The sequence below is a fragment of the Pedobacter sp. N36a genome, from assembly GCF_014472395.1.
In the GTDB taxonomy this organism is placed as follows: domain Bacteria; phylum Bacteroidota; class Bacteroidia; order Sphingobacteriales; family Sphingobacteriaceae; genus Pedobacter.
This window is the reverse complement of sequence record NZ_JACSZW010000002.1, coordinates 26,798-48,977: the sequence shown is the minus strand read 5'-3', so window position 1 is coordinate 48,977 and position 22,180 is coordinate 26,798. Positions and strand designations below refer to the sequence as shown.

Here is a 22,180-nt window from a genome sequence, read left to right as displayed (position 1 = left end):
AAGGTCCTACTATTTAACTGAATAAGTATAATTTCCATCGCCTGCACTTAAATCCAGGGTTACAGTGTACACGCCAGTTTTGGCCACCGGAATATTCACTCCGCCCCATGTTGGCGCACCACTAAAGGTCAACACCCCATTTTCCGCTTTGTTCAGCTTATAACTAATGTCGTAACTGCCGTTACAGGTAAATGTAAAACCTTTTCCTTCGGTCAGCGTTACATTGCTGGCGGTCCATAGTTTGGTGCTTGCATTGTAAACCATTGGCGTAGCAGAAGTGCTCCAGCCATTGTCGTCACCGGAGATAAAGAAACGAACAGGTGTATAATTGATGGTCATCGCATCCAGATCTACATTTACTTTCATCTGGTTTGGTGCAGGAGTTAGCCATAGTCCGCCGCCGCCAACGCTCAGCGTGGTTGCACTGGTTCCCCAGCCGTAAGACTTCCCATCTTTGGTGGAGATTAAATTAAAGGCATCCCCAGCCCATCCGTCGGCATTTGGAAGGTCAAGATACCCCTCATACTTTTCATTAAATTTCGCGGAAGTCAGCAGATAGCCATTGGTTCTTTCTGCAGGTGTTCTCCAGGAATTGCCTCCTTTAACTAATAAAGCCGGATATTCCACAAATGAACGGTAAGGTTTCACCACCATGGTTAAGCTGGCATACACAGGTTTTACAGCCGATGCCAGGCCGCTATTCTGCTTCACGTCTGATTTTAAACGCACTGCAATGGTGCTGTTCACATCTACCGGCAATAACAATTGCACCGCGAGCAAGGCATTAAAATCGGCGCCTTTAAAAGTTTTCCTCAGGCTATCTGCAGCGATTTTAACCTCAACGGCCTTTCCCCAGGCGTTTTCTCCTGAAGTATCCGCAGGGAGGTCAAATTGTAAGGTATACGATGGGATCACTTTCACTCCGTAATCCGGAGCGTTAAAGCTAAAGGTCAGCACATTTTTGTCTGCATTGGCTTCAGATAGGCTGAGGTTGGTGCTGGAAGCGGTAAAGCCTTTTATTCCAGCAGTCGGCGGAGCCAACACATTGCTGCTTTTTTCCTTTTTACAAGCGGATAAAGCGAGGGTGAACAGCAGCAGATAAAAAAACTGTTTCAATAACGTCTTCATAATTTTTATATTTTATCGGTAGGCCAAAAGGCCGTTCCCTGGATCAATAACCGGTATTTTGAATTAGATTTGGATTCGCTGAAAGGTCTGTCGGCGGCAAAGGGAAAATATTGTACTTACTCGATACCGCAGTTCCAGCTTTTACACCACCTTTCCAGGCCCATAAATAAGCCGCTGTCGTAAATTTATCAAAGCGGATCAGGTCGGTTCTCCTCACAGCTTCATAATACAGCTCTCTACCACGTTCGTCCAATATAAAATCAAGGTTCATCGCGCTTAAGCTGATGTTTCCTGAAGTGCTGCCATTGTAAGCACGGGTTCTTAACGCATTGATATAGCTTAATGCGGTTCCCGTATCACCTCCGGTACCTCCGCGTAAAACTGCTTCTGCGTACGTCAGGTAAACTTCTCCCAGGCGGAATAAAGGAAAATCGATATCCGAGAAATCCTTCGCTGCATCCTGATGTGGAGCAGGTGCGCCAGTTCTGGTTTTATTGCGGTATTTCGTGGTTGAGTAACCCTCTGTTTCTACATACAGCTCATTCATTTCCAGATTCTGACCAACCATATAAAACTGCGCACGGCTATCTGTATTTCCAGTTTTATCGGCAAATAAATTCACAAATTGCTGTGTACATCTTAAACCACCCCAATCTCCGTTAGATCCCGAAACATCGGCAGGCACGTTGGCTGGTCCATGCATCAGGTAGGTCGTTCCTCCAAAATTCTGAGTGCTCGTACCATCATAATTGATCGTCAGGATAAACTCATCTGTATTCAGGTGATTGTCGGCAATGGTCAGGTCCCTGTATTTATTGTGCAGGGAATAACCAGCGCTAATGATTTTGTTGCTGTAAGTGATGGCTTCGGTATATTTGGTGGTTCCAGTATATACGCCAGCATTTAGGTAAAGGCGCGACAATAATGCCCATGCTGCGGCGCGATCTGCCCTGCCATATTCATTGGTTTTCGGTGCAGCGAGGTCGTTTTCAATCGCCAAAAGCTCAGACTCTATGTATTTGAAAAGGTCTGCTCTGACTATGCGCTTCGGAAATTCTTTACCTGCAATTTTGGTATCTTCGGTAGCGAAAGCCGGGTTTCCATATAAGTCCATCAGCACCCAGTATTGATAGGCCCTTAGGAATCTCGCTTCTGCTCTGAATTTACGAATGTTCTCTGCATCAGTTCCGGTAATGCCTCTTTGGGAAATGTTCTCATCCGTAGACTGTCTGATAAAATCATTACACAGGGTGATTTGGAAATATGAACGGTAATAAAGACCGTTGATGATGGAGTTGATCGAAGACCAGCTCAGTTCATGCAGTCCCTGGATGCCTGCATCATTTTGCCAGGACCAGGCGGCTTCATCTGTAGTCAGCTCCTGCAAGTTCCAGTACAGCCTCAAAAAGTCGGAGTTTCCTTCATCTTTGATGATTTCTGCAGGGATGTCCTGCTGGCCTGTAGTCGCGTTTCCAGTTAATGCAAATGCACCGTATACTTTAGCCAAGGCCTGTTTGTATCCCAATGGTGTGGAATATACCTTTTCCGCGGTCAGGTCGTTGGTGGGTGTCAGGTCTAATTTATTACAAGCGGAAAGCAGGATCAACAGTACAACCGCAGCTGCCTTACCGGTAGTATGTTGGGGATAGAATTTCTTTATGTTCCAGTTCATCGTTTTAATAATTAAGGTTTAAGCCCAATGAGAATACACGTGGTCTTGGGTAAAGGTTATTGTCCACACCTGAGGGAACCTCTGGGTCAAGACCTTTATATTTAGTGATCACAAACACGTTCTGCAGGGTTGCGTTGAGCTGCAGACTGGCTTTATTTTTCAGGATCGCGCCGAATTTATAGCCCAGGTTGATGTTGTCCATTCTTAGGAAGGAAGCATTTTCCACGTAGTAATCGCTCAACAGCTGCTGGCCTTTGAAATTGCTGACCAAGTAATTCGGAGAAGCGTTGTTGATAATTGCGGTCCCCAGTATTTGTGTCAGGTTACCTCGCTGACTAAAGGAATTGTTGTACACGTAATTACCAAGATTAGCACGCAGTGTAAAGCCAAGGTTCCATTTTTTATAGGTCATGTTGTTGTTGAAACCCAGGAAGAATTTCGGATCGGCAGATTTACCTTTGGTAAAGTCGCTTTCGGTGATGATGCCATCGCCATTCTGATCCACGTATACGCCTTCAATTGGATTTCCTGCGGGATCATAAACCTGTTGGAACAAGTAGAAAGTGCTTTTTGGGCCACCCACTGCATTGATGAACGCGTTTTGTCCGCCTACCCCTCCTGCAATCGTTCCTGTAGGAAATCCTTTATAATTAGGATCGTTTGGAATCACCGTCAGGTTGGTAATCGTGTTTTTATTATAAGTCGCATTTAAGCCAATGTTCCATTCGAAATCAGGACGCTGGATCGGCACGAAGTTTAAAGTCAGTTCGATTCCTTTATTTACCATATCGCCCACATTGATGATTGCTGTGGCGCTGAAATTGGTACCTGCCGGCTGAGGAACCTGGTTCAGCAAATCGCTGGTTTTCCTATGATAAACCTCCAGGGAACCTGTAATTCTGTTGTTCAGGATTCCTGCGTCTATACCAATATTGGTGGTCGAAGTTTGTTCCCATTTGATATCCGGGATATAGGCCGTAGGTCTGTACATCTGGTAAAAAGTATCGCCAAACTGGTAAGAAGCATTTGGCGTACTCAGGCCGTAGGTAGAAAGATAGCCATAGTTGCCAATTCCTTCCTGCTGACCGGTAATCCCGTAACTCGCACGCAGTTTAAGTGCAGAAACCAGCTTGCTATCCTTTAAGAAAGATTCGTTCTTTAGCGTCCAGGCCAGGGCTACTGCAGGGAAATAACCATACTTATAGCTCGGTCCAAAACGTGAAGAGCCGTCTCTTCTGATGGTGGCCGTCAATAAGAAACGTTCATCATAATTATAATTCACTCTGGCGAAGTAAGAAATCAGTCTGTTTTGCGGCGTATTGAAAGCAAAATCAGGATCGCTGTTGAGGATCTTATTTCCGTTGGCATCAAAGTCGGCATAGTTGAAGAATTTAGTCTGATAATCATTGTAAGAATAACCAGCGGTGGCATCTACCCTACTTTTTATCGCCTCAAACTGTTTAACGTAATTCAGGTAAAAGTCGGCCAGCGTATTTGCCCGGTTTTGTTTATATACGTTATTAATTCCCATTCTGTTGATCTGCTCTGCAGCATTCTGATCAACGAATACGGTTCCTTTTCCGCTGGCCACATCGTAACCCATATTCAGGTTGGCCCGCAGTTCCGGCAGAAAATGAAATTTATAATCCAACTGCATATTTCCGATACTACGGAGTGGTTTTGAACGGTCTTCGCGCTGATTCAATAGCCCAACGGGGTTTCTGCCTACCAGATTTACCAGTCCACTTGGTGTGCTCGGATCCAGCCATTCCCAATAGCCGTTATAATCAGGTCTGTTGGTATACACTGCCTGGCTAGGATCAAAACTCACTGCGCCACCAATGGCTGCTTGATTGGCGAATCTGGTCTGCTGTGCACTACCCTTAAGGTTGATGTCCAGTTTCAGGTGATCGTCAAAGAAAGTAGGGTTCAATACGATAGCCGCAGAAGTCTTTTCCAGCTTATCCGTTTTAAGTACGCCGGTCTGATTTTGATAGCCCAGCGACAGGCGGTAAGGAAGTTTTTTGATCCCGCCGCTAATGCTCAGGTTGTTATCAGTCGACAAACCATCCTGATAAATCAAGTCCTGCCAATTGGTATTGAACTGACCCAGCTGTTCTTTTTGAACCTGGGTACCGTGTTGGTTTACAATTGCTCTTAGCTGATCTGCAGTCAGCACATCTACTTGTTTGCCTAAATGCGCAATGGAGTTGACCGTGCTGAAACCTACTTTTAATCCGCCAGAAAGACCTTTTTTCGTTGTAATGATCAATACCCCGTTAGAAGCTCTGGCCCCATAAATCGCAGCCGCAGAAGCATCTTTTAACACGGTAAATGATTCGATGTCGTTAGGATTGATGAAACTTAAAGCATTGGAAGCTCCTCCAACGGTACTGTTTTCCAATGGTACCCCATCAATCACAATCAAGGGATCATTACTCGCACTCAGAGAAGATCCTCCCCGGATGCGGATGGTGCTCCCACTGCCCGGCTGACCACCATTTGAAGTAATGGCCACACCCGATACTTTACCCGCAAGCATTTGCTCCGGTGTGGTGATGCTGCCCTTCTGGAAATCCTTTGCGGAAACTACCGCCACAGCTCCTGTCAGGTCTTGCTTTCTAGTGGTTCCGTATCCGACTACGACTACCTCATTCAGTTTAGACTCATCTTCTGAAAGCAATATATTTAAAATGCGGGAGGCAGGAATACTCGCTTCCTCGGTCTTATAGCCAATAAATTTAAAGGTCAGTGTACCTGTTCCTCCTGGAACCTTGATGGCAAAACTTCCGTCTGTGCCGGTTACCGCACCAATAGTACTTCCTTTTAGCATCACACTCACACCGGGGATTCCCAGCTTATCGACAGCAGCCTTCACCGTACCGGTAACGGTAACCGTTTGCTGTGCATATAGTGTTGCAGTGGTGGAGAAAAAAAGCAGCAACAATAAGTTGAGCTTTACAATAAAAGTAAAAATTCGCATACAGTATTTGGTTAGTATTTACTGATACAAATGAATCAGTTTTTCCCATAATCGGGTTGTGCTATCGTGTTTTCTTTTAGTTCTATTTAACAAATTTGTAGTTAGCAACGCTTTAAAAGCAGGTTTAATGGGCATTTATTCCTAATTTCTATTACCTTTAAAAAAATATAAACCAAATACCTCCAGCTAAACCGATGAGTTCATTCTTCAAAAATGTACTGTTCATTTTACTATTTATGAGCGGCCAAATCAGCCTTGCTCAGCATTTAAAATTTAAACACATCGGTCTTGATGAGGGGCTTTCTAATAGTACCATTGAATGTATTATTCAAGACCACCGGGGTTTCCTTTGGTTTGGCACACGAGAGGGGTTAAACAAGTATGATGGGGAACAGATCACTGTTTTTAAGCGCAGCAAGGATCCCGCAAGCCTTTCTGATAATTTTATACGCCACATTTATGAAGACCAGCATCAAAAGATTTGGATCGGTACTTCGAATGGTTTAAACCGGTTTGATCCGGAAACGAACAGTTTCAAACGTTACCACACGGGCAATGCAGCGGGTAGTACTGGTCATCACAACATCACCGCCATTGAAGAACATGAAACAGGTCTTTGGATCGCCACTTCTGGTGGACTCCTGGAACTGCTGAATGAAAAAACAAATACCTTTCGACAGTTTAAACAGCCTACCAACGACATTCATACCGACAAAAAAGGCAACCTTTGGATTGCAACGGATAGCGGACTTTACAAATTCGACAAGAAAACTGCTTCCTTTACGAAGATCAAAGGTCTTGCTAATTATACTTTACGTGTGATTGCAGAATCTGCTGATGGCATATTGTGGCTAGGAACAGAAGAACAAGGCATGATTGCCTATCAACCTTCCAATAATACCATCAAGGTTTACAAACATGAGTATACGAACAGTAATAGTCTGGGCAGTGACCTCGTGCGGGCAATTATCGTAGATCAAAAAAACAACCTCTGGATAGGCGGTATTAACGGCGGACTGGATCATTTCAATACACAAACCAAGACCTTTAAAAATTACCAAAATGAACCAGGCAATGCTTCCAGCCTTTCCCAAAGGACGGTTTCTGCCCTATTTCTGGACAGACAGGATAACTTATGGGTAGGTACGCATCGCGGGGGCATCAACTTATATACCCCTGGTTCGGAACGATTCCGACTGGTGCAGCAGGAGTTGAATAAAAACAGTCTGAGCTATAATGACGTGAAAGCCTTCTATGAAGATCCCGATGAAAATCTATGGATCGGAACGGATGGCGGCGGACTTAATTTCTATGATAAAGCTACCGGGCGGTTTAAAACCTACAAATTCGATCCTTTTCGCCCCGAAAGTCTGGGCTCTAATGCGGTTTTAAACATTACCGAAGACCGTTCCAAGCAACTTTGGATTGGCACCTGGGCTGGTGGATTAAACCTGATGGATCGCCAATCGGGCAGCTTCCGCCGATTCTTGAACAACCCTGCAGATCCCGCTTCGATCTCTTCTAATTATGTACAGAAGACCTTTGAAGACAGTAAGGGGAATTTATGGGTGGGCACCTATTATGGTGGACTCAACCTGATGGACAGGTCCAGTAAAAGATTTACTCGGCTGATCAATGGAGCTGGGAACACGAAAATCAGCGGTAAAAACATCATTTCCATCAATGAAGATCAGCAGCAGAACCTTTGGATCGGCACAGATGACGGTGGACTGAACGCCTATAATCTGAATACGAAGCGTTTCAAGCATTACTTTTTAAATGAAGAAAAAAGACCGGACCTGCGGGTCATCTTTATCGACAGTAAAAAAAGGTTATGGATTGGCCAGTCGGGCTTGTATCTATTTAACCCTGCCAAAGACAGCTTTTCCATTTATACGACAAAAGCAGGTTTAGCCAGCGACTTTATTAAGGGAATTACAGAGGATGAGCAAGGTAATTTCTGGATTTCCACTTCCAGGGGCTTGACCAAATTCAACCCAGAGACCTTAAAATCCAGCTCCTATAATAAAGCGGACGGTTTGCAAGGGCTGGAATTCGAGGCCAATGCCTTTTTGAAAACCAAAAAAGGGGAAATGTATTTCGGCGGTGTCAATGGCTTCAATTCCTTTTATCCGGAAGAAATCAAGACCAACAGCTTTATCCCTCCTGTTTACCTCACGGAATTTCAGATTTTCAACAATAGAATGCTGCCTGGCGCTAAGGATTCCCCGCTGGATAAGGACATCAGTTTCAGCAAAGAGATGGCGCTTTCCCACAAGCAGAATACCTTTTCCTTTAGTTTTGCCACATTAAACTATACCGCTCCTGAAAACAACAAATACGCCTATAAACTGGAAGGTTTTGACAAGGACTGGAACTACGCTGGAAACACGAAAAAGGCATCTTATACGAATCTGGATCCGGGAGATTATGTATTCCGGGTGAAAGCTTCTAATAATGACAACAACTGGAATGAAGCCGGCACTGCGGTTAATATCCACATCTCCCCTCCTTTCTGGGCGACCTGGTGGTTTAGACTGCTGATGGCGGTTATCGTGATCGGGATTGCTTATGCCTTACTGAGTTTCAAAAGGCGTATGGAGCTCCGGGCCCTGGAAGAGCAGCAGCGTGAAGAAATGCATCAGATCCAATTGCAGTTTTTCACCAATATTTCTCACGAATTCAGAACACCATTGTCCTTGATCCTTGGACCTATAGACCGACTCCTGAAAGAAGATTCAAAAGCGGCTTTTCTGAGTTACTACAAAACTATTCATCGCAATGCGAACCGACTGCTCAGTCTGATCAATGAACTGATGGACTTTAGGAAGATTGAATCTGGTGCCCTGCAATTGAAAGTGATCCAGGGAAATATCAACCTATTTATAGATGAGGTAGCGGAAGAGTTTGCGGAGATGGCCCAGGAGAAACACCTCAATTTCATTGTTAAAAATACGGTTCAGCCGGCTGATACCTGGTTTGATCGGAATGTCATTGAAAAGATCATTTTGAACCTGATCAACAATTCCCTGAAATACACCAAGCATGGTGGCGAAGTCGTTTTGGAGATTCTCGACAACCTGGACAATTACCAGCCTTTGTTTGAAAACCAGCTACACATCAAGAGTAATTACCAAGGGAAAAGGTACGTTTATATCCGGGTAGTTGATAATGGCATTGGCATCTCCAAAGAATCGATTGAACATTTATTTGAGCGTTATTACCGGATTACTGAAACCCATCTAGGATCAGGTGTAGGACTTGCCTTCGTTAAAAGTTTAACCATGCTGCATAAGGGGCTGATTTATGTATCCAGTGAACGTCATCAGGGTACCGAAATCATCATTGGCCTGCCCTGCAGTAAGGAGGCCTTTAAACCTGAAGAGTTATGGGGACAAAGTAATGAACAAGGCGGAACCCGACTGGAAAGCATCAGCTACAGGTCTGATCAGACCTTGCCTGTCCTACCAGACGCTCCAACTGCTGAATATCCAGCGCTTAGCAGACGCATTTTGATCGTCGAAGATAATGAAGAACTCCGCTCATTTTTAAAAGATACGCTGAGTCCAGCTTATCAGATCACCGAAGCAGCAGACGGCTATGAAGGGTTGCAGAAAGCGAAAGAAGAGTTTCCAGACCTGATCATTAGTGATGTGATGATGCCAGGAATGACGGGCACCCAGCTTTGTAAGGCCTTGAAAAATGACCTGGAGACGAGTCACATTCCATTCATCATGCTCACCGCCAAGAACAGCATCGAAGCAGAAATAGAAGGTGCGGAATCCGGTGCTGATCTGTATTTCAGCAAACCGATTAACATCAGCTTACTCCAGATCAACATCAAGAATATCTTTGAACAGCGCATGAAATTGAAGGAACATTATTCCAAAGATCACCATGCAGAACTGATAGACCTGGTCCATTCTACCAAGGACAAGGAGTTTATGGAAAAACTTTTAGGGATCATCCATTTGCACCTGATCAATCCTGAAATGGACATCGAATTCCTTTGCGCAGAAATTGGGATGAGCAGAACCAAGCTGTATCAAAAGATCAAAACCATTACAGGGCAGTCGATCGGAGAATTTATCCGCTCTATCAGACTTAGGAAAGCGGTGGAGATTATGACGCAGGAAGATGTGCTGTTTACAGAAGTCATGTACAGAGTAGGAATCCAAACCCAGTCTTACTTTACCAAAGCGTTTAAGAAAGAATTTGGCAAGACCCCAAGTCAGTATTTGCAGGATTTGAATACCTAATCGATTTAACGACCTGCTATATCTGGACTTGTAACCTCATTACATTTAGTACAAAAAGTAAAACGAAAGCAGCTACAATGTAGAGCTGAATTTTATTTGTCTTTTTTACGCCGGATTTCTTCAGCCAAATCCTGTCAATGATGAAGATCAATATTGGCAAGGGCAACCAAAGCAGGTTTACCCAACCTTGTAATCTTTGGTTCATTCCATTTTGATTGGTCATAATTATAGAAGAGACGACTATCCCCAGCAATGCGATTAGGCTTAAAACATAGAAGATCGTTAAGTTATTCAGGAATTGTTTTTTCATAAAATTAATACTAAGCGTTTAGCACGTCCTTGATTGTACTCTCCAATAGTCTTTATTTCTAGCCTAAATATATAGAAGTTTTTCAGTATGAACTGTTGTCCATTTTCTGTTCGAGTTCAATTCGAGTTGTATGTGAACCAAAATCTTGACTTTCCACCGCACCATGCTATCCAAGATGGAATAGCAAGGTTAGACAAAAAAAGCTTTCATTATCACAACTTGGCAGAAAGAATCTCTACCTTTTCCCGCTCCACAGAAAGTAACCTTTCATAAAGGTCTGTGTTTTTACCATAAAGCATCTTGAGACTTTCCATCGCTTCTATCAACTGATCTACCAGGTTAAAGCGACCTCCATTGACTTGACCATTTACTGTACTCGAACTATTTTCAGTATTGATAGCACCGTTCCCATTTCCACTATTAATAAACGTATTGAAATAGTTAATCGCTGCTTCTTCGGTGAAATTCTCTAAGACCTCCACCGGTATCTTTAAAGCACTCGCAACCAGGATCAACACTTGCTTTTCCACAACTTCCTTTGCCTCCACCAATGAAATCCTTTTCTGATTCCACTCCTCTCCCATTTCCAATGCCAGTCCTTCTTGTTTGTAGCCGAGCATTTCCCTAAACCGTTTCACATTTTTACCCTGATGAACCCTTAATTCATTATTTCTTATTGATCTCATATCACTACTATTTAAATTAAACAACAAATTAACTATTATCCTTTTAATAAACAAAAGTGCACAAAAGTATCATAAAAATACATTAAAATTAATCAGGAACTAAATTAGAACTAAAAGGCATGGTTTAGAATGGCAGCTATATAGTTATTCGTTTCATTCCTCTTCGGAAGAACAAACAGATCACTCATTTAAAAATTAAAAGACATGACAACACCAGCATTAACCACAGCAAAAGGATTCGAATTCAGCTATTTGAGCCAGGATGAAATTGACAACCCACTTCATTGTATCGGCTATTTATGCACAAAACAAATTTATATTGAAGAGCTACGTCAGGACATTCACAATTGGATAAAAACCGCCTGCTCACTTTCTAACGACCAGTTTGGTAATCCCGATGAGTTTGCGGTGATTCATCAGCAATGCACCAAGTTATTGTAAATCGCCTACTTACTACTTCAAGCCGAGATCGACCTAAGCATCGACAGCAGTCACCCGCTTTATCGCCTAAATAACGACTGCTTTGCATGGCACATGGAGAATAAACAAACCTTGACCTGCCCAGATTTATACTTCAGAAGTTTAACAGGTGATGAAATCAACGATGTTAAAGTCTTCTTTGAGGACTTATTTGAGTTTATGTCATTAGACCAATGGCACAAAATACTATATCAACTATTCATCTACTCTAAACAGGAAAACACCTTCACGCAACAAGAAGAATATGGCCACATGATCCTAGAGATTGCGGAGTTTTTGGAAAAAGTGTTAGAATCCATCACGATCGTTTATGAAGCCAAAGCCCTCCCTTACATTACCGTACATTATACAGAACTTTTTGATTAGCTCCAATTCTCCCTCTTGTAACAGTGTATGATAATTCACTAACATCAAGAGGGAGAATATCAATCTTTTCCCTTCACCTTAGCGATATAAGGTTCTAAATGCCTCAAGACTCTGCTTTAATTCAACAATTAAGTCTAGGAGTAATTCTACATTATTATCGTCTCGATTCAATAGATTGAGGTTATCCATACCGGGTTGCTTCAACTGGGCTCTCAATACGCTTGGTATTTTGTAACTCTTAGCAGTTAAAGCACAAGCATATAGGGATAAACTATTAATAGTACTCGACAGACTGCGATCATAGTAGGTAAGCAACTTGCTATAGCTTTTGCTACGCTTAAATACCAAACGGTAGGGTTTAAATTTGCTTTGCGAAATGATGAAATCGTCTTCTAGATCTTCAGCCTCATCGATCCCAAATCTTAACATAATTTCTAACTTAAACTCAATTAGTTTATTCATTGGGATCATAAAATTTTGGACGTAAGGATCATCAATTTTATCAAAGAATGCGTCGTGCGGTATGATATCTTCAAAGGGCTTTTTGAACTCATTGGCATATATTTTCATGGACTTCTTGAACGTCAAATGGTAAATAAATTCATAAATATCCGAATGCATTGTAGTCACCAGAACTCCCAATCCTCTCATGCAGAGGTTCACATTAAAAGTCTCATTTTTTGCTATTTCCATAATTTTCCAATCTTTTTAAGTGTTTAATATTTTGCGAATTTCCTGCGAGGTATTTTTCCAAGTAATGCTTTAACGGTTAGGATGAAATTTTTATAGGAGAGTTTACAACAATAATGTATAAATAAATTGAACTTCAATAAATCTAAACCTATTGTAACTGATTGCCTAACAAAAAGAACTGTCTGTAAAGAATTACAAATGCTGTCTGGAATCAAATGATAAAAAATACTACCTGGGAACTAACAACTTATATGGTCGATTTTGACGATCTGAGTATACATTTAATGTTGGTAATTCTGTTATACTAAGGAATGCTTGGATTAACTCCCCTGAAGAATGGGCATTATTGGAAATTATATTGTTAAAAATTATTAAAATACAGTCAGTTTAACCAATATTATGTAACATAATCTCTAATATTTGTACCTTGATCTATCATGAGTACAAAATTTCAAATTAATGATCCATCTCTAGAATCTCATTCGCATAATTCAGAATTTGTTCATCAAAAAAATTAGGTAGTAAGTCCCTTCAAGATTTATAAAGTCGCACCGTTATTGTGCTGACTTTAGTTTACAGACAACTACTTAAAATTCCTGCCACCGTGAAAGGCATCTTTCGGTGCTTGTTCCCTCACCTGTGATCGCTTATCCTGAGACGGGTAAGGAGCAGATTTCTCATCTCCCCGCGCCAATGTCAACACTGGCAAATCCTCCGCCTCACGTTGCACTAGTTTACCCAGCATTTTCGTAAAATCAAAACACTTACTGACGATCACATGGACTACCTGCCCTTCCCGTTGCAAGCGCCCTTCTACCATGAGCAAGCGGGAATGTAAAATCTCCTTACGGTATTTTTCAAACAGACTTTCAAAGACGACCAGATTGCTGTAGCCAGTTTCATCTTCAATTGTAATGAAACAAACCCCACCGGCAGTTCCCGGGCGTTGTCGCACCAACACCAAACCAGCTACTTTCACCAACTGTCCATTACTCGCATCCTCGTTGATCCCTTTGCAAGACAAGACCCGAAGCATTTCCAGCTGATCCCGCACAAAGCTGACCGGGTGGGCTTTTAAGGACAAACCAATTGTAGCATAATCTTGCACCACATGCTCGCCTTTACTCATCAGGGGTAACTCCACTTGGGTTTCCAGTACACTTTCTGAAGGCTGGCCTTTAAAAATCTCTATCGGCATATCCTGCAAAGCTGTCACCTCCCATAATGCCTTCCGACGGTCTAAATCCATCGATCGAAAAGCATCTGCGTCTGCTAGCCGTTCTATAGCGGAGAGCGAAACACCTGCATCTCTTATGGCCGTCACACTTTTATAGCCTCCACTCCTGGCAGCGATCAAAATCTCCATTTCATCTTCCCTAACCCCCTTGATTTGGCGAAAACCCAATCGAAGCGCATAGTACTTGCCCGCCTTTTCTTCCAGCAAATTATCCCATGCCGAATAGTTTACGTCTACCTCCCTTACCTCAACTGAATGCTTCTGTGCATCAATTACAATTTGAGCAGGCTGGTAAAAACCCATCGGCATACTGTTCAATAGTGCCGCAGCAAATACATCCGGGTAATAATGTTTCAACCAGCAGGACACATACACCAGCAATGCGAAACTAGCGGCATGACTTTCCGGGAATCCATAGCTCCCGAAGCCCTCTAATTGTTTAAATATTCTTTTGGCAAACTCTTCCGTATAACCTTTTTTGATCATACCGTCTATCAGTTTCTTTTCATACTGATTGACCAAACCTTTGAATTTAAAGGTGGCCATACTTCGCCGCAAACCGTCCGCCTCAGCAGGTGTAAAACCTGCTGCCACAATAGCTATTTTCATCGCCTGCTCCTGGAACAAGGGCACTCCTAGCGTCCGCCCCAAAATTTCTTTCAATTCTTCTGAAGGATAGACAATTGGTTCTTCACCATTTCGACGCCTTAGGTAAGGATGCACCATATCTCCCTGTATTGGCCCCGGACGTACAATAGCGACCTCAATCACCAGGTCATAAAACTCTTTTGGCTTGAGCCTGGGCAACATCGACATCTGTGCCCGGCTTTCAATCTGGAACACACCTAAAGTATCTGCAAGACAGATCATATCATAAACTTCCGGATCATCCTGTGGAATATTAGCTAAGGTGAGTTGCTTTCCATAATGATCCCTGCACAAATCAAATGCCTTACGGATACAGGTGAGCATCCCCAATGCTAAAACATCTACTTTTAAAAAACCAAGTGCATCAATATCATCTTTATTCCATTCAATGTTAGTTCGGTCTTCCATACGTGCATTTAAGATGGGACATAGGTCAGTCAGCTTCCCCTGAGTCACCACAAATCCACCTGTATGTTGCCCAAGCTGACGGGGGAAACCCATCATTTGCGCAGTCAACTCCAAAGTCTTTTTTAAATGTGGATCTTCCGGGTTAAGCCCCTGTTCTGTCACCTTTTTTCCATCAAACCATTCATCGGTATATTCCCAGAGCGATCCGGAAAGCCTGTTAATGGTATCCACAGATAAGCCCATCGCTTTACCCACATCCCGTATGGCACCTTTTTGATGTTGTTGCGTCACTGTAGCGACAATGGCTGCCCGATCACGGCCATATTTGTTATAGATGTATTGGATGATTTCTTCCCGCCGTTCATGCTCAAAATCCACATCAATATCCGGTGGCTCATTTCGGGCCGGGGAAATAAACCTTTCAAAAAGCAAATCAAACTTCATAGGATTAACGGAGGTAATCCCTAAAACAAAGCAAATCGCAGAATTTGCCGCAGATCCCCTGCCCTGACAAAGAATCCCCCGAAACCTTGCTTCCCGCACAATATCCTCTACGAAAAGAAAGTAATTGGCATAATCCATCTGCTTCACAAAGGCCATCTCGTGATGGATCATATTCACCACCTTTTCAGGGATCACTTCTCCGTAAAACGCATGCGCGCCCTTCCAAGTCAAGTACTCCAATTCTTCCAAAGGTAAACGCCCGCTTTGGTTGATCTCCTCTGGATAAACATATTTTAATTCATCTAAAGAGAAACTACAGGCTTCGGAAATCACCATTGTATTTTTGATGGCCTCAGGATATTTGCGAAATAATCGCTCCATCTCAGCCACCTCTTTCATATATCGTTCTGCATTCTGATGCAAGCGGAAACCCGCCTCCTGGATCGTACATTTTTCACGGACACAGGTGAGCACATCCTGCAATTCCCTACGTGAGGGATCATGGTAATGCACATCATTTGTTGCTACAACTGGAATTCCGTAAAAATCTGAGAGCTGTGAAGTCCTGAAAATCAATTTATCATCATTGCCCTGATAAGTTCTGGTGGCAGCAAGATACAGCTGAGCACCCAATGCTTCCTTGTATTGCGCAACAGCTGAGATAAAACCAGCCTCATATTCAAACCTGCGATTGAGCTGCCCTGGCATCACCAAGGTGAAGATCATCCCTTTACTGTGCGCATACACATCGGCCCTGGAAATATGACAAGAACCTTTTTCTGTTCGTAGGTTGCCTAAAGTCAGTAATGCGGACAGTCTGCCGTAAGCTTCTTTATCTGTAGGGTAAGCCAGCAAGCTAGGTCCATCCAATAGATCCAGCCTGCAAGCGGGAATGAGCTTCACATTCTTTTCCCGGCAAGCCGCATGCACACGGACAATTCCCGCTAAAGTATTCCGATCTGTGACCGCAATCTTTTTATACCCGAAAACCTCCGCCTGGTTCACTAGCTCATGAGCATGAGAAGCCCCACGCAAAAAGCTAAAATTTGAAGTCACCTGTAATTCACTATATCCCATCACACTCCTCTCTACGCAAAAAATCCATGAATAAACCACTGGTATTTCTGATCACCCCCATAATGCCCAGATCGAAATAACCAGTAACGCTTTCCCTGATCATCTTCCACCTGGTAATAATCCCGGTGCTCACCTGTATCCAGCCACCACTCCCGCTCAATACGTTCTGGCCCGTCAGCTTTAATGACCTGATGCTGCACACCTTTGTAAATAAAAAACTTCGGCGGGTGATCGGGAATCAACGCCATCACTTCAATCGGATCAGGTCGCCTCAATAGTTCTGTAGGGCGAGGTTTATCCAGTCGCCAACTGGACACTGGCTTTTCAGTTACCGCAGCTGTCCGCAGCACTGCCCGCTCCGGCCAGTAGCGCGAAGCCGGTAAATATCGGCGGATCACCTCCAGGCCAACCTTTCCAGCTACCCTGTCTAGCAACCTAATGACACTCTGATCATCCAGTCCAGGCTTGATGCTCCACATGTGCTCCTGAGGAATTGCTACATCATCCACTTTCGGTGCCTCCAGTACAAACAGCTCAATCCCCAAACCCGGGCGAATTTGATCAATCTTTAATTGGAAAAGTTTAAACAGATGAATGACGCTATGTGTAGCGCCACTAGTGCCAATGGAAATCTGAACTTCCTTGCCATCAAGGCGGTACCCCTTCAACACTCCAGTACGCAAGCCTTTTCCTTCATTTTGCATGCGCTTGCATAAACTTTCCAGCATTTTAGTAATGACAATTTCTATAGCCGTACGAGTTCTGATTGGCTCTAAGCAGGGTAAGCGCTCTTGAAATGGCACAGGGATTTGCAAAGGAACCAGTACTTCATCTTCGGTTCCAAGCGCTTGTGCCAGGCGTAACAAGAATTCTTCGCCAAAGCGCCTGCGCAATACGGATCGGGGCATCCCGATAAAACTTTTAATGTGGTAAAACCCTAGTTTGCGCAGTTTGGCGAGCACCACATCATCTAACCTCAAGGCTTCAGGAACCAAACTAAGCAATGCCTCAGTATGCCCGCCTTCTGGGATGAGCGGTGTCACTTTACCAAAACGGGAAACCGCCCAGGCAGCACCGGGCGTATCAGCAATCGCCAGTCGGACGGTATAACCCTTACTTTTTAACCGGGAAACAATCTCTTTTAAATATTCTCGCTCCCCGCCCCAAAGATGTGCGCAACCACTGATGTCCAGGAGCAAGCCATCCATTCCAAATTCATCAATAGCAACAATGGGAGCATAACGAACGCACCATTCTCCAAGACCTCGAAGCAGATTTCGCGGACGAGTAGGCTTATCATCCAAAACTTCCAGTCCGGGACAAATCGCTTTCGCATCCGCTGCCCGCATCCCTGGTTTAACACCTGAATGAGCGGCAATCGGACTAACCGCTGTGATCAGCATGCGCCCATGATCAGGCGCAGAAAAAACAAAAGGCACCTCAGCAAGTTCCGGACGGCGGATCAGCTGCCAGTCTGCCAGCAACTGGCGAAACCATATCGAAACAAAACGCCTCTGCATAAACTTATCCAATTTGCCTGTCCAGCTTTTCAGACCAAACCGACCTGCCCCTTACCTTTTTCACTTCTTCAAAACCATCACCAGCCCATTCCAGCACCCAGCTACCCGGATTGCCGTTACGGACTTTCAACAGTTCAACCTGCCACCTGGGAAAGCCTAGTCCCGGAAGGCCATCCAGCGTATCCGATGGCAAAGGACTAATCCTCCACCTTGCCGTAGCCACAGTACTAGGCGCTTTACTTGCATCCTTTCGCAGAATAAAGCCAGTTACCCCGCTTTCCTCTACTGCCAGCTGTAGCCTCCTTGATTCAATCAAACTTAAACTTCCTAGTTCCGCTACCACCGCAGCCAATCCCTCGCATTTCAATGCTTCTTCAGTAACCCATAGCACATCTTTTTCGGTTTTTACGTCCATAAAAATGATGCGCTCAGGTTCCACATTAAACAAACTCAAAGCGGCAGGAAACAACCTCCTTGCAGTACTCACCCAAACACAAGCTGCCCCATTTTGCATCAAAACAGCCAGTAGCCCCGCAATGAAGCCATCACTAGCCGCCGAATCCTCTGGGAGCACCGTTATAAATTCATGAATCGCACGTTTGGGAAACACCCCAGCTGGAAATGCCTGTTCAATCTCCCCAAGACCAACACGCGCTTCTTTTGCCGCAGCTTGAGGCTTTAAGCCCTGCCAGAGCAGGATATCCTGCTGCAGTTTGATCACTATTTCCTTTTTCCCTTCCATAATCTGTCGAACCAAATAACTAAAAATATTAGCACAATAATTACATTACAAATGTAAAGCTAAAATTGTTAGTATCTTAAGGATTATTGAAAAAGATTTTAAATCTGTAAATAATTTTGGACAAACTTAACACAGAACAGAAGGAGTTTAGGAATGGTTATTCCAATCCCAACTTCAGCCCCACTGGATCACCAAATCATTAATTTTACATCTGATTTTAAGTGGTTTAAATTTCAAATTGCCCCTTTATGGCATCAGAAAATAGATAATCATGACCTGAACTTGTAATCTAAATTCATAGAAATAAGAACCAGTATCGATCTACTAATACATAACTGTGGAGCTGACTTAACCTTATTACTACTAAAGAAATTTAATTAACTATTATTGTCATTTTTAAATATGTCTTAATTATATTTGCCATCCATATATAAAATCGTGAAGAATAAAAGAGAAAGACGGAAGCTAATTGATCCAAATGAAGTCAAAGGAGAATTGGTAGTAGACTTTTCAATCAGACAATAGTATAGCTGAGAACTTAATAAAGTAGTTGCAACCATTTTGCTTTCCAGGATCAATCAAAAGACATAGCAGACAACATTTAGTTTCTGAAGCTTTTCCATATATAGGATTTGTTCTACTAAACTACTACATGAAAACAAAACTTCCACTTTACACACCCAGGCAGGAAGAAAATGAAATGGCGCACATTGCTGGGAACTGCTTTAAAGCAATCTGGATCAGGAATAAATAGAAGCTATAGGCTCCAGTAATCAAAGTCCAGTTTTTCCTGATCTACAAAAGTCAAGTCGAGAGCAGGATGATCAGGGTAGTCTACTGGTGTTGCTTCTCCTGCAAAACGGTAGTTTTTATCAATTGTGCAGGCTTCCATTAATTTGGAGGGGATTTGCGTCAAGGCAATCTCAGTTAGACGCTCCTCACTAGGTTCTTCCATTAACCACTCCCAAGCCAGATCATCCGTCAATATGGTGGGCATCCGTTTTTTAGAATTGTGGATTTGTTGCATCACCAGATTTGCCGAAGTAGTTGCAAAAGCTACAGTTCTTACCCACCGCTGTGCTTCTTTGTCAAACCAATCATTATACACACCAGCAAACCAGAAATACTCTTTGCCAATTACGCCCACCTGATATGGAATTTTTTCAATCGCTTTTAACAGTTGACCTTTTATGCCATAAGTGGGCATATGCATCGATTCCACCAATCCGGTAGACAAAACAAGGCAGCGGCGCTTGCGACCAGCCTCTGCCCACATCGAGGGCTTTCCGTCTTCCTTTTTAAACAGGTTTTCGCCTTTGAAATTTAGCGTAGTATACTTTAAACGGAACAGTTTCGCGTCTGCACGATCTTTGGCGTAGCCAGGAATATATCCCCACTCTGCCTGCTGGATCTCAAAATCCCGGCGATCGTCAGTGGCCACAATGATTGCACAAGGGCCATAGTTAAAACCATTGTGAATCCCGGTATCTAAAAAATCATAATCTTTTACAGCTTTTTCCAATTGCTTCAACTGAATAAATTCTGCCCTGGTTACCCTCTGTCCGTTGTAATAACACATCATTACTTGCTTTTACCGCGGAAGTACTCCGCAATTAACTTCCCTATCTTTTCCGCCTCTTCTTGCCTCCCCTGGGGAATGGAAGTCCAGAATTTCTGATCCCTAAGACCTATACCCACAACAATTACCAAAGGTTTTCTGGAACCCTTGAAATCAATATGAAACACCCTTTTACCCTGTAGCTCATGTTCGGCAATGCGAATAGCAGCCCCTTCTAATTCCAGGTCAAACGGTGGTTCAACTTTCCTCATTCCTAAATTTACGGAAAATTGAATTTAAAATCAATTCTTATCTGGTTCAATAATTCTTCCTATCAATGATGCCTCAATTCCAGACTACAACACAAGCCATAGCTTCTATGGATCATATCTGCATATGAGCAGAATAGTCGCATAAAAAATGGCAAATGCAATCATGGTAAAATGGATAGAAATGGTCATATAGTTAATCCTAAAGCTCCTGAATTGACTTACCTAACTCAAAACGAGGAAAACGACTTGGATAGAACACTAAAATTGGATTACACACTATAAAGTTTTCTCCGGAAAAAAATTAGAAAAATGGATGTTATTTGCCTGTTTGTGGTCGGGTAGTGGTCGGACACTGGTCGGCCTTATAATAGGTAGCGGAAGGGGTTCCCCTGGGGTTGCCATAGGGTTACCATAGTCTCTGCTATCCAGACCCTATCCGAACCCCTTCCAGCCCCTATAAAACTTCAAATCTCTTCCCGACCACATCTAAAACTCTACTTCCCTCCCATCAAAACTCCACAAAATTTGGTCTATTTATTGCAAATACACGGTTGCAAACCTGATCAAAAAACAAGCGGAACCTCCTTCAGTAAGGTGCTGATTTCCTGATCAGAAAGGATAGCATAGGCTATCATTAGCTCTTCGCAAGATTAACACAAAATAGCCATGAAAACAAAATGCCGTTTTGAAGGTTATCTTGGGTAGACCTACAAAAAATATTATGGCTGAAATAGACGTACAACCTAAAAAGAAAAGTCCGATCCCATGGATCATCGGCATCATCATAGTGCTGATCATATTGTATTTTGTATTAAGAGGAGGCAATGAAACTGCCACTACATTCGGTTAATTATTTACCTATCACAGAGAACATGGAAACCAACGAACATCACAAAACTACCTACCTGGAAGAATTAAGTGCCAGTGATTTTGAAGTTGCCGACAAGCAGCCGGATATCAACGGCTGGGAAATTGTAGATCCCCTGGGCAATGAACTAGGCGAAGTAGAAGATTTGATCTTCGACAGCAATGCGAGGAAAGTGCGCTATCTAGTCGCAAACCTGGATCTTGAGGAACTAGAAAGCGAAGGAAATGATGACTACCTGGTATTGATTCCAATCGGGATTATTGATTTGGACGAGGATGAGGAGGAAGTTGTTTTACCAGAAGTTTCTATCGGTTTTCTGGCTACACTTCCCAGGTACACCCCAGGTAAAACCATTTCTCCAGCAGAAGAGCTGGCCTTACGTTATGCCTTTCTTGGACAGGATGCTTTGCCTGATGCAGAAACGGTGGTATATGAGACTCACCCGGATGACTTTTATACCCACAAACACTTTGATGATGCTCGATTTAGGAAGCGCAATAACCGCACTGGAAATCAAAACAACTTATAAAAGTTAGCATATATACATTTCATTTAAAACAGAACAACGCCATTAAGCAGTAAAATATCACTATGAAAAATCAAGAAACAAATATTAGCCCAGATTTGCAGCAATTCATTAACATCTTTCAGCCCAACAAATTTAAACACTTAACTCGCGGCATTGAAGTAAGAGGGATCAGCAACATGCATACTACCATCACTCAAGCCCAGCACCTGATTGAAAGATTAGGCCTTAAATTGACCATTCAACATGATGCAGAAATGCTCAGCTACGGGGGCTTCGAAGTCATCAACTCCTGAATAAAAA

Annotated in this window: 17 protein-coding genes; 6 read left to right on the top strand and 11 right to left on the bottom strand. The window is 43.1% G+C overall.

Annotated elements, in window-relative coordinates; all coding sequences use genetic code 11:
* Positions 1-9 precede the first annotated feature (9 nt).
* Genes H9X96_RS04025 through H9X96_RS04015 form a run of 3 tightly spaced genes read right to left on the bottom strand, consistent with a single transcriptional unit; the run spans position 10 to position 5,783 of the window.
* The gene (locus H9X96_RS04025) at positions 10-1,128 is read right to left on the bottom strand and encodes a SusE domain-containing protein (protein WP_187665058.1); all 1,119 of its coding nucleotides are present in this window, start codon (positions 1,126-1,128) and stop codon (positions 10-12) included.
* 43 nt (positions 1,129-1,171) lie between these two features.
* The gene (locus tag H9X96_RS04020) at positions 1,172-2,800 is read right to left on the bottom strand and encodes a RagB/SusD family nutrient uptake outer membrane protein (RefSeq protein ID WP_187665057.1); all 1,629 of its coding nucleotides are present in this window, start codon (positions 2,798-2,800) and stop codon (positions 1,172-1,174) included.
* 4 nt (positions 2,801-2,804) lie between these two features.
* Complete coding sequence (locus H9X96_RS04015) at positions 2,805-5,783, bottom strand: TonB-dependent receptor (RefSeq protein WP_187665056.1); 2,979 nt, start codon at positions 5,781-5,783, stop codon at positions 2,805-2,807.
* A gap of 194 nt (positions 5,784-5,977) precedes the next feature.
* Here H9X96_RS04015 and H9X96_RS04010 point away from each other — a divergent pair, with 194 nt between their 5' ends.
* Positions 5,978-10,042: a hybrid sensor histidine kinase/response regulator transcription factor gene (locus H9X96_RS04010; RefSeq protein WP_187665055.1), complete on the top strand. Its 4,065-nt coding sequence runs from the start codon at positions 5,978-5,980 to the stop codon at positions 10,040-10,042.
* A gap of 16 nt (positions 10,043-10,058) precedes the next feature.
* Here the strand turns inward: H9X96_RS04010 and H9X96_RS04005 are convergent, their stop codons facing one another.
* Both H9X96_RS04005 and H9X96_RS04000 read right to left on the bottom strand, forming a co-directional pair.
* A complete protein-coding gene (locus H9X96_RS04005) occupies positions 10,059-10,352 on the bottom strand; it encodes a hypothetical protein (protein WP_187665054.1) in 294 nt (97 codons plus the stop codon).
* A 212-nt stretch (positions 10,353-10,564) separates the two neighbouring features.
* Complete coding sequence (locus tag H9X96_RS04000; RefSeq protein WP_187665053.1) at positions 10,565-11,038, bottom strand: helix-turn-helix transcriptional regulator; 474 nt, start codon at positions 11,036-11,038, stop codon at positions 10,565-10,567.
* Between the two features lie 204 nt (positions 11,039-11,242).
* On the opposite strand from H9X96_RS04000, the gene H9X96_RS03995 reads away from it, so the two are divergent.
* Entirely contained in the window at positions 11,243-11,479 is a 237-nt protein-coding gene (locus H9X96_RS03995) for a hypothetical protein (protein ID WP_187665052.1), read from the top strand.
* A 93-nt stretch (positions 11,480-11,572) separates the two neighbouring features.
* Positions 11,573-11,884 carry a hypothetical protein gene (locus H9X96_RS03990; protein WP_187665051.1) on the top strand — a complete coding sequence of 104 codons (312 nt, stop codon included), beginning with the start codon at positions 11,573-11,575 and terminating at the stop codon, positions 11,882-11,884.
* Between the two features lie 78 nt (positions 11,885-11,962).
* Here the strand turns inward: H9X96_RS03990 and H9X96_RS03985 are convergent, their stop codons facing one another.
* The 6 genes from H9X96_RS03985 to H9X96_RS03960 form a co-directional block, all read right to left on the bottom strand.
* On the bottom strand, positions 11,963-12,577 hold the full coding sequence (locus H9X96_RS03985; RefSeq protein WP_187665050.1) for a hypothetical protein: 615 nt from the start codon (positions 12,575-12,577) through the stop codon (positions 11,963-11,965).
* A gap of 583 nt (positions 12,578-13,160) precedes the next feature.
* A complete protein-coding gene (locus H9X96_RS03980) occupies positions 13,161-16,391 on the bottom strand; it encodes an error-prone DNA polymerase (RefSeq protein WP_187665049.1) in 3,231 nt (1,076 codons plus the stop codon).
* An 11-nt stretch (positions 16,392-16,402) separates the two neighbouring features.
* Complete coding sequence (locus H9X96_RS03975) at positions 16,403-17,911, bottom strand: DNA polymerase Y family protein (protein WP_187665048.1); 1,509 nt, start codon at positions 17,909-17,911, stop codon at positions 16,403-16,405.
* 4 nt (positions 17,912-17,915) lie between these two features.
* Positions 17,916-18,653 (bottom strand): ImuA family protein, encoded by a 738-nt coding sequence (locus tag H9X96_RS03970; protein ID WP_187665047.1) that lies wholly within the window; start codon positions 18,651-18,653, stop codon positions 17,916-17,918.
* A gap of 757 nt (positions 18,654-19,410) precedes the next feature.
* Positions 19,411-20,235: an SOS response-associated peptidase gene (locus H9X96_RS03965; protein ID WP_187665046.1), complete on the bottom strand. Its 825-nt coding sequence runs from the start codon at positions 20,233-20,235 to the stop codon at positions 19,411-19,413.
* The gene (locus tag H9X96_RS03960) at positions 20,235-20,483 is read right to left on the bottom strand and encodes a hypothetical protein (RefSeq protein ID WP_187665045.1); all 249 of its coding nucleotides are present in this window, start codon (positions 20,481-20,483) and stop codon (positions 20,235-20,237) included. The genes H9X96_RS03965 and H9X96_RS03960 overlap by 1 nt, the downstream gene beginning before the upstream one ends.
* A gap of 721 nt (positions 20,484-21,204) precedes the next feature.
* On the opposite strand from H9X96_RS03960, the gene H9X96_RS22825 reads away from it, so the two are divergent.
* From H9X96_RS22825 to H9X96_RS03950, 3 genes are all read left to right on the top strand, one after another.
* On the top strand, positions 21,205-21,333 hold the full coding sequence (locus tag H9X96_RS22825) for a hypothetical protein (protein ID WP_255430985.1): 129 nt from the start codon (positions 21,205-21,207) through the stop codon (positions 21,331-21,333).
* 22 nt (positions 21,334-21,355) lie between these two features.
* Positions 21,356-21,880, top strand: coding sequence for a PRC-barrel domain-containing protein (locus tag H9X96_RS03955; protein WP_187665044.1), 525 nt, complete (start codon positions 21,356-21,358; stop codon positions 21,878-21,880).
* A 62-nt stretch (positions 21,881-21,942) separates the two neighbouring features.
* Complete coding sequence (locus tag H9X96_RS03950; protein WP_187665043.1) at positions 21,943-22,173, top strand: hypothetical protein; 231 nt, start codon at positions 21,943-21,945, stop codon at positions 22,171-22,173.
* Positions 22,174-22,180 lie beyond the last annotated feature (7 nt).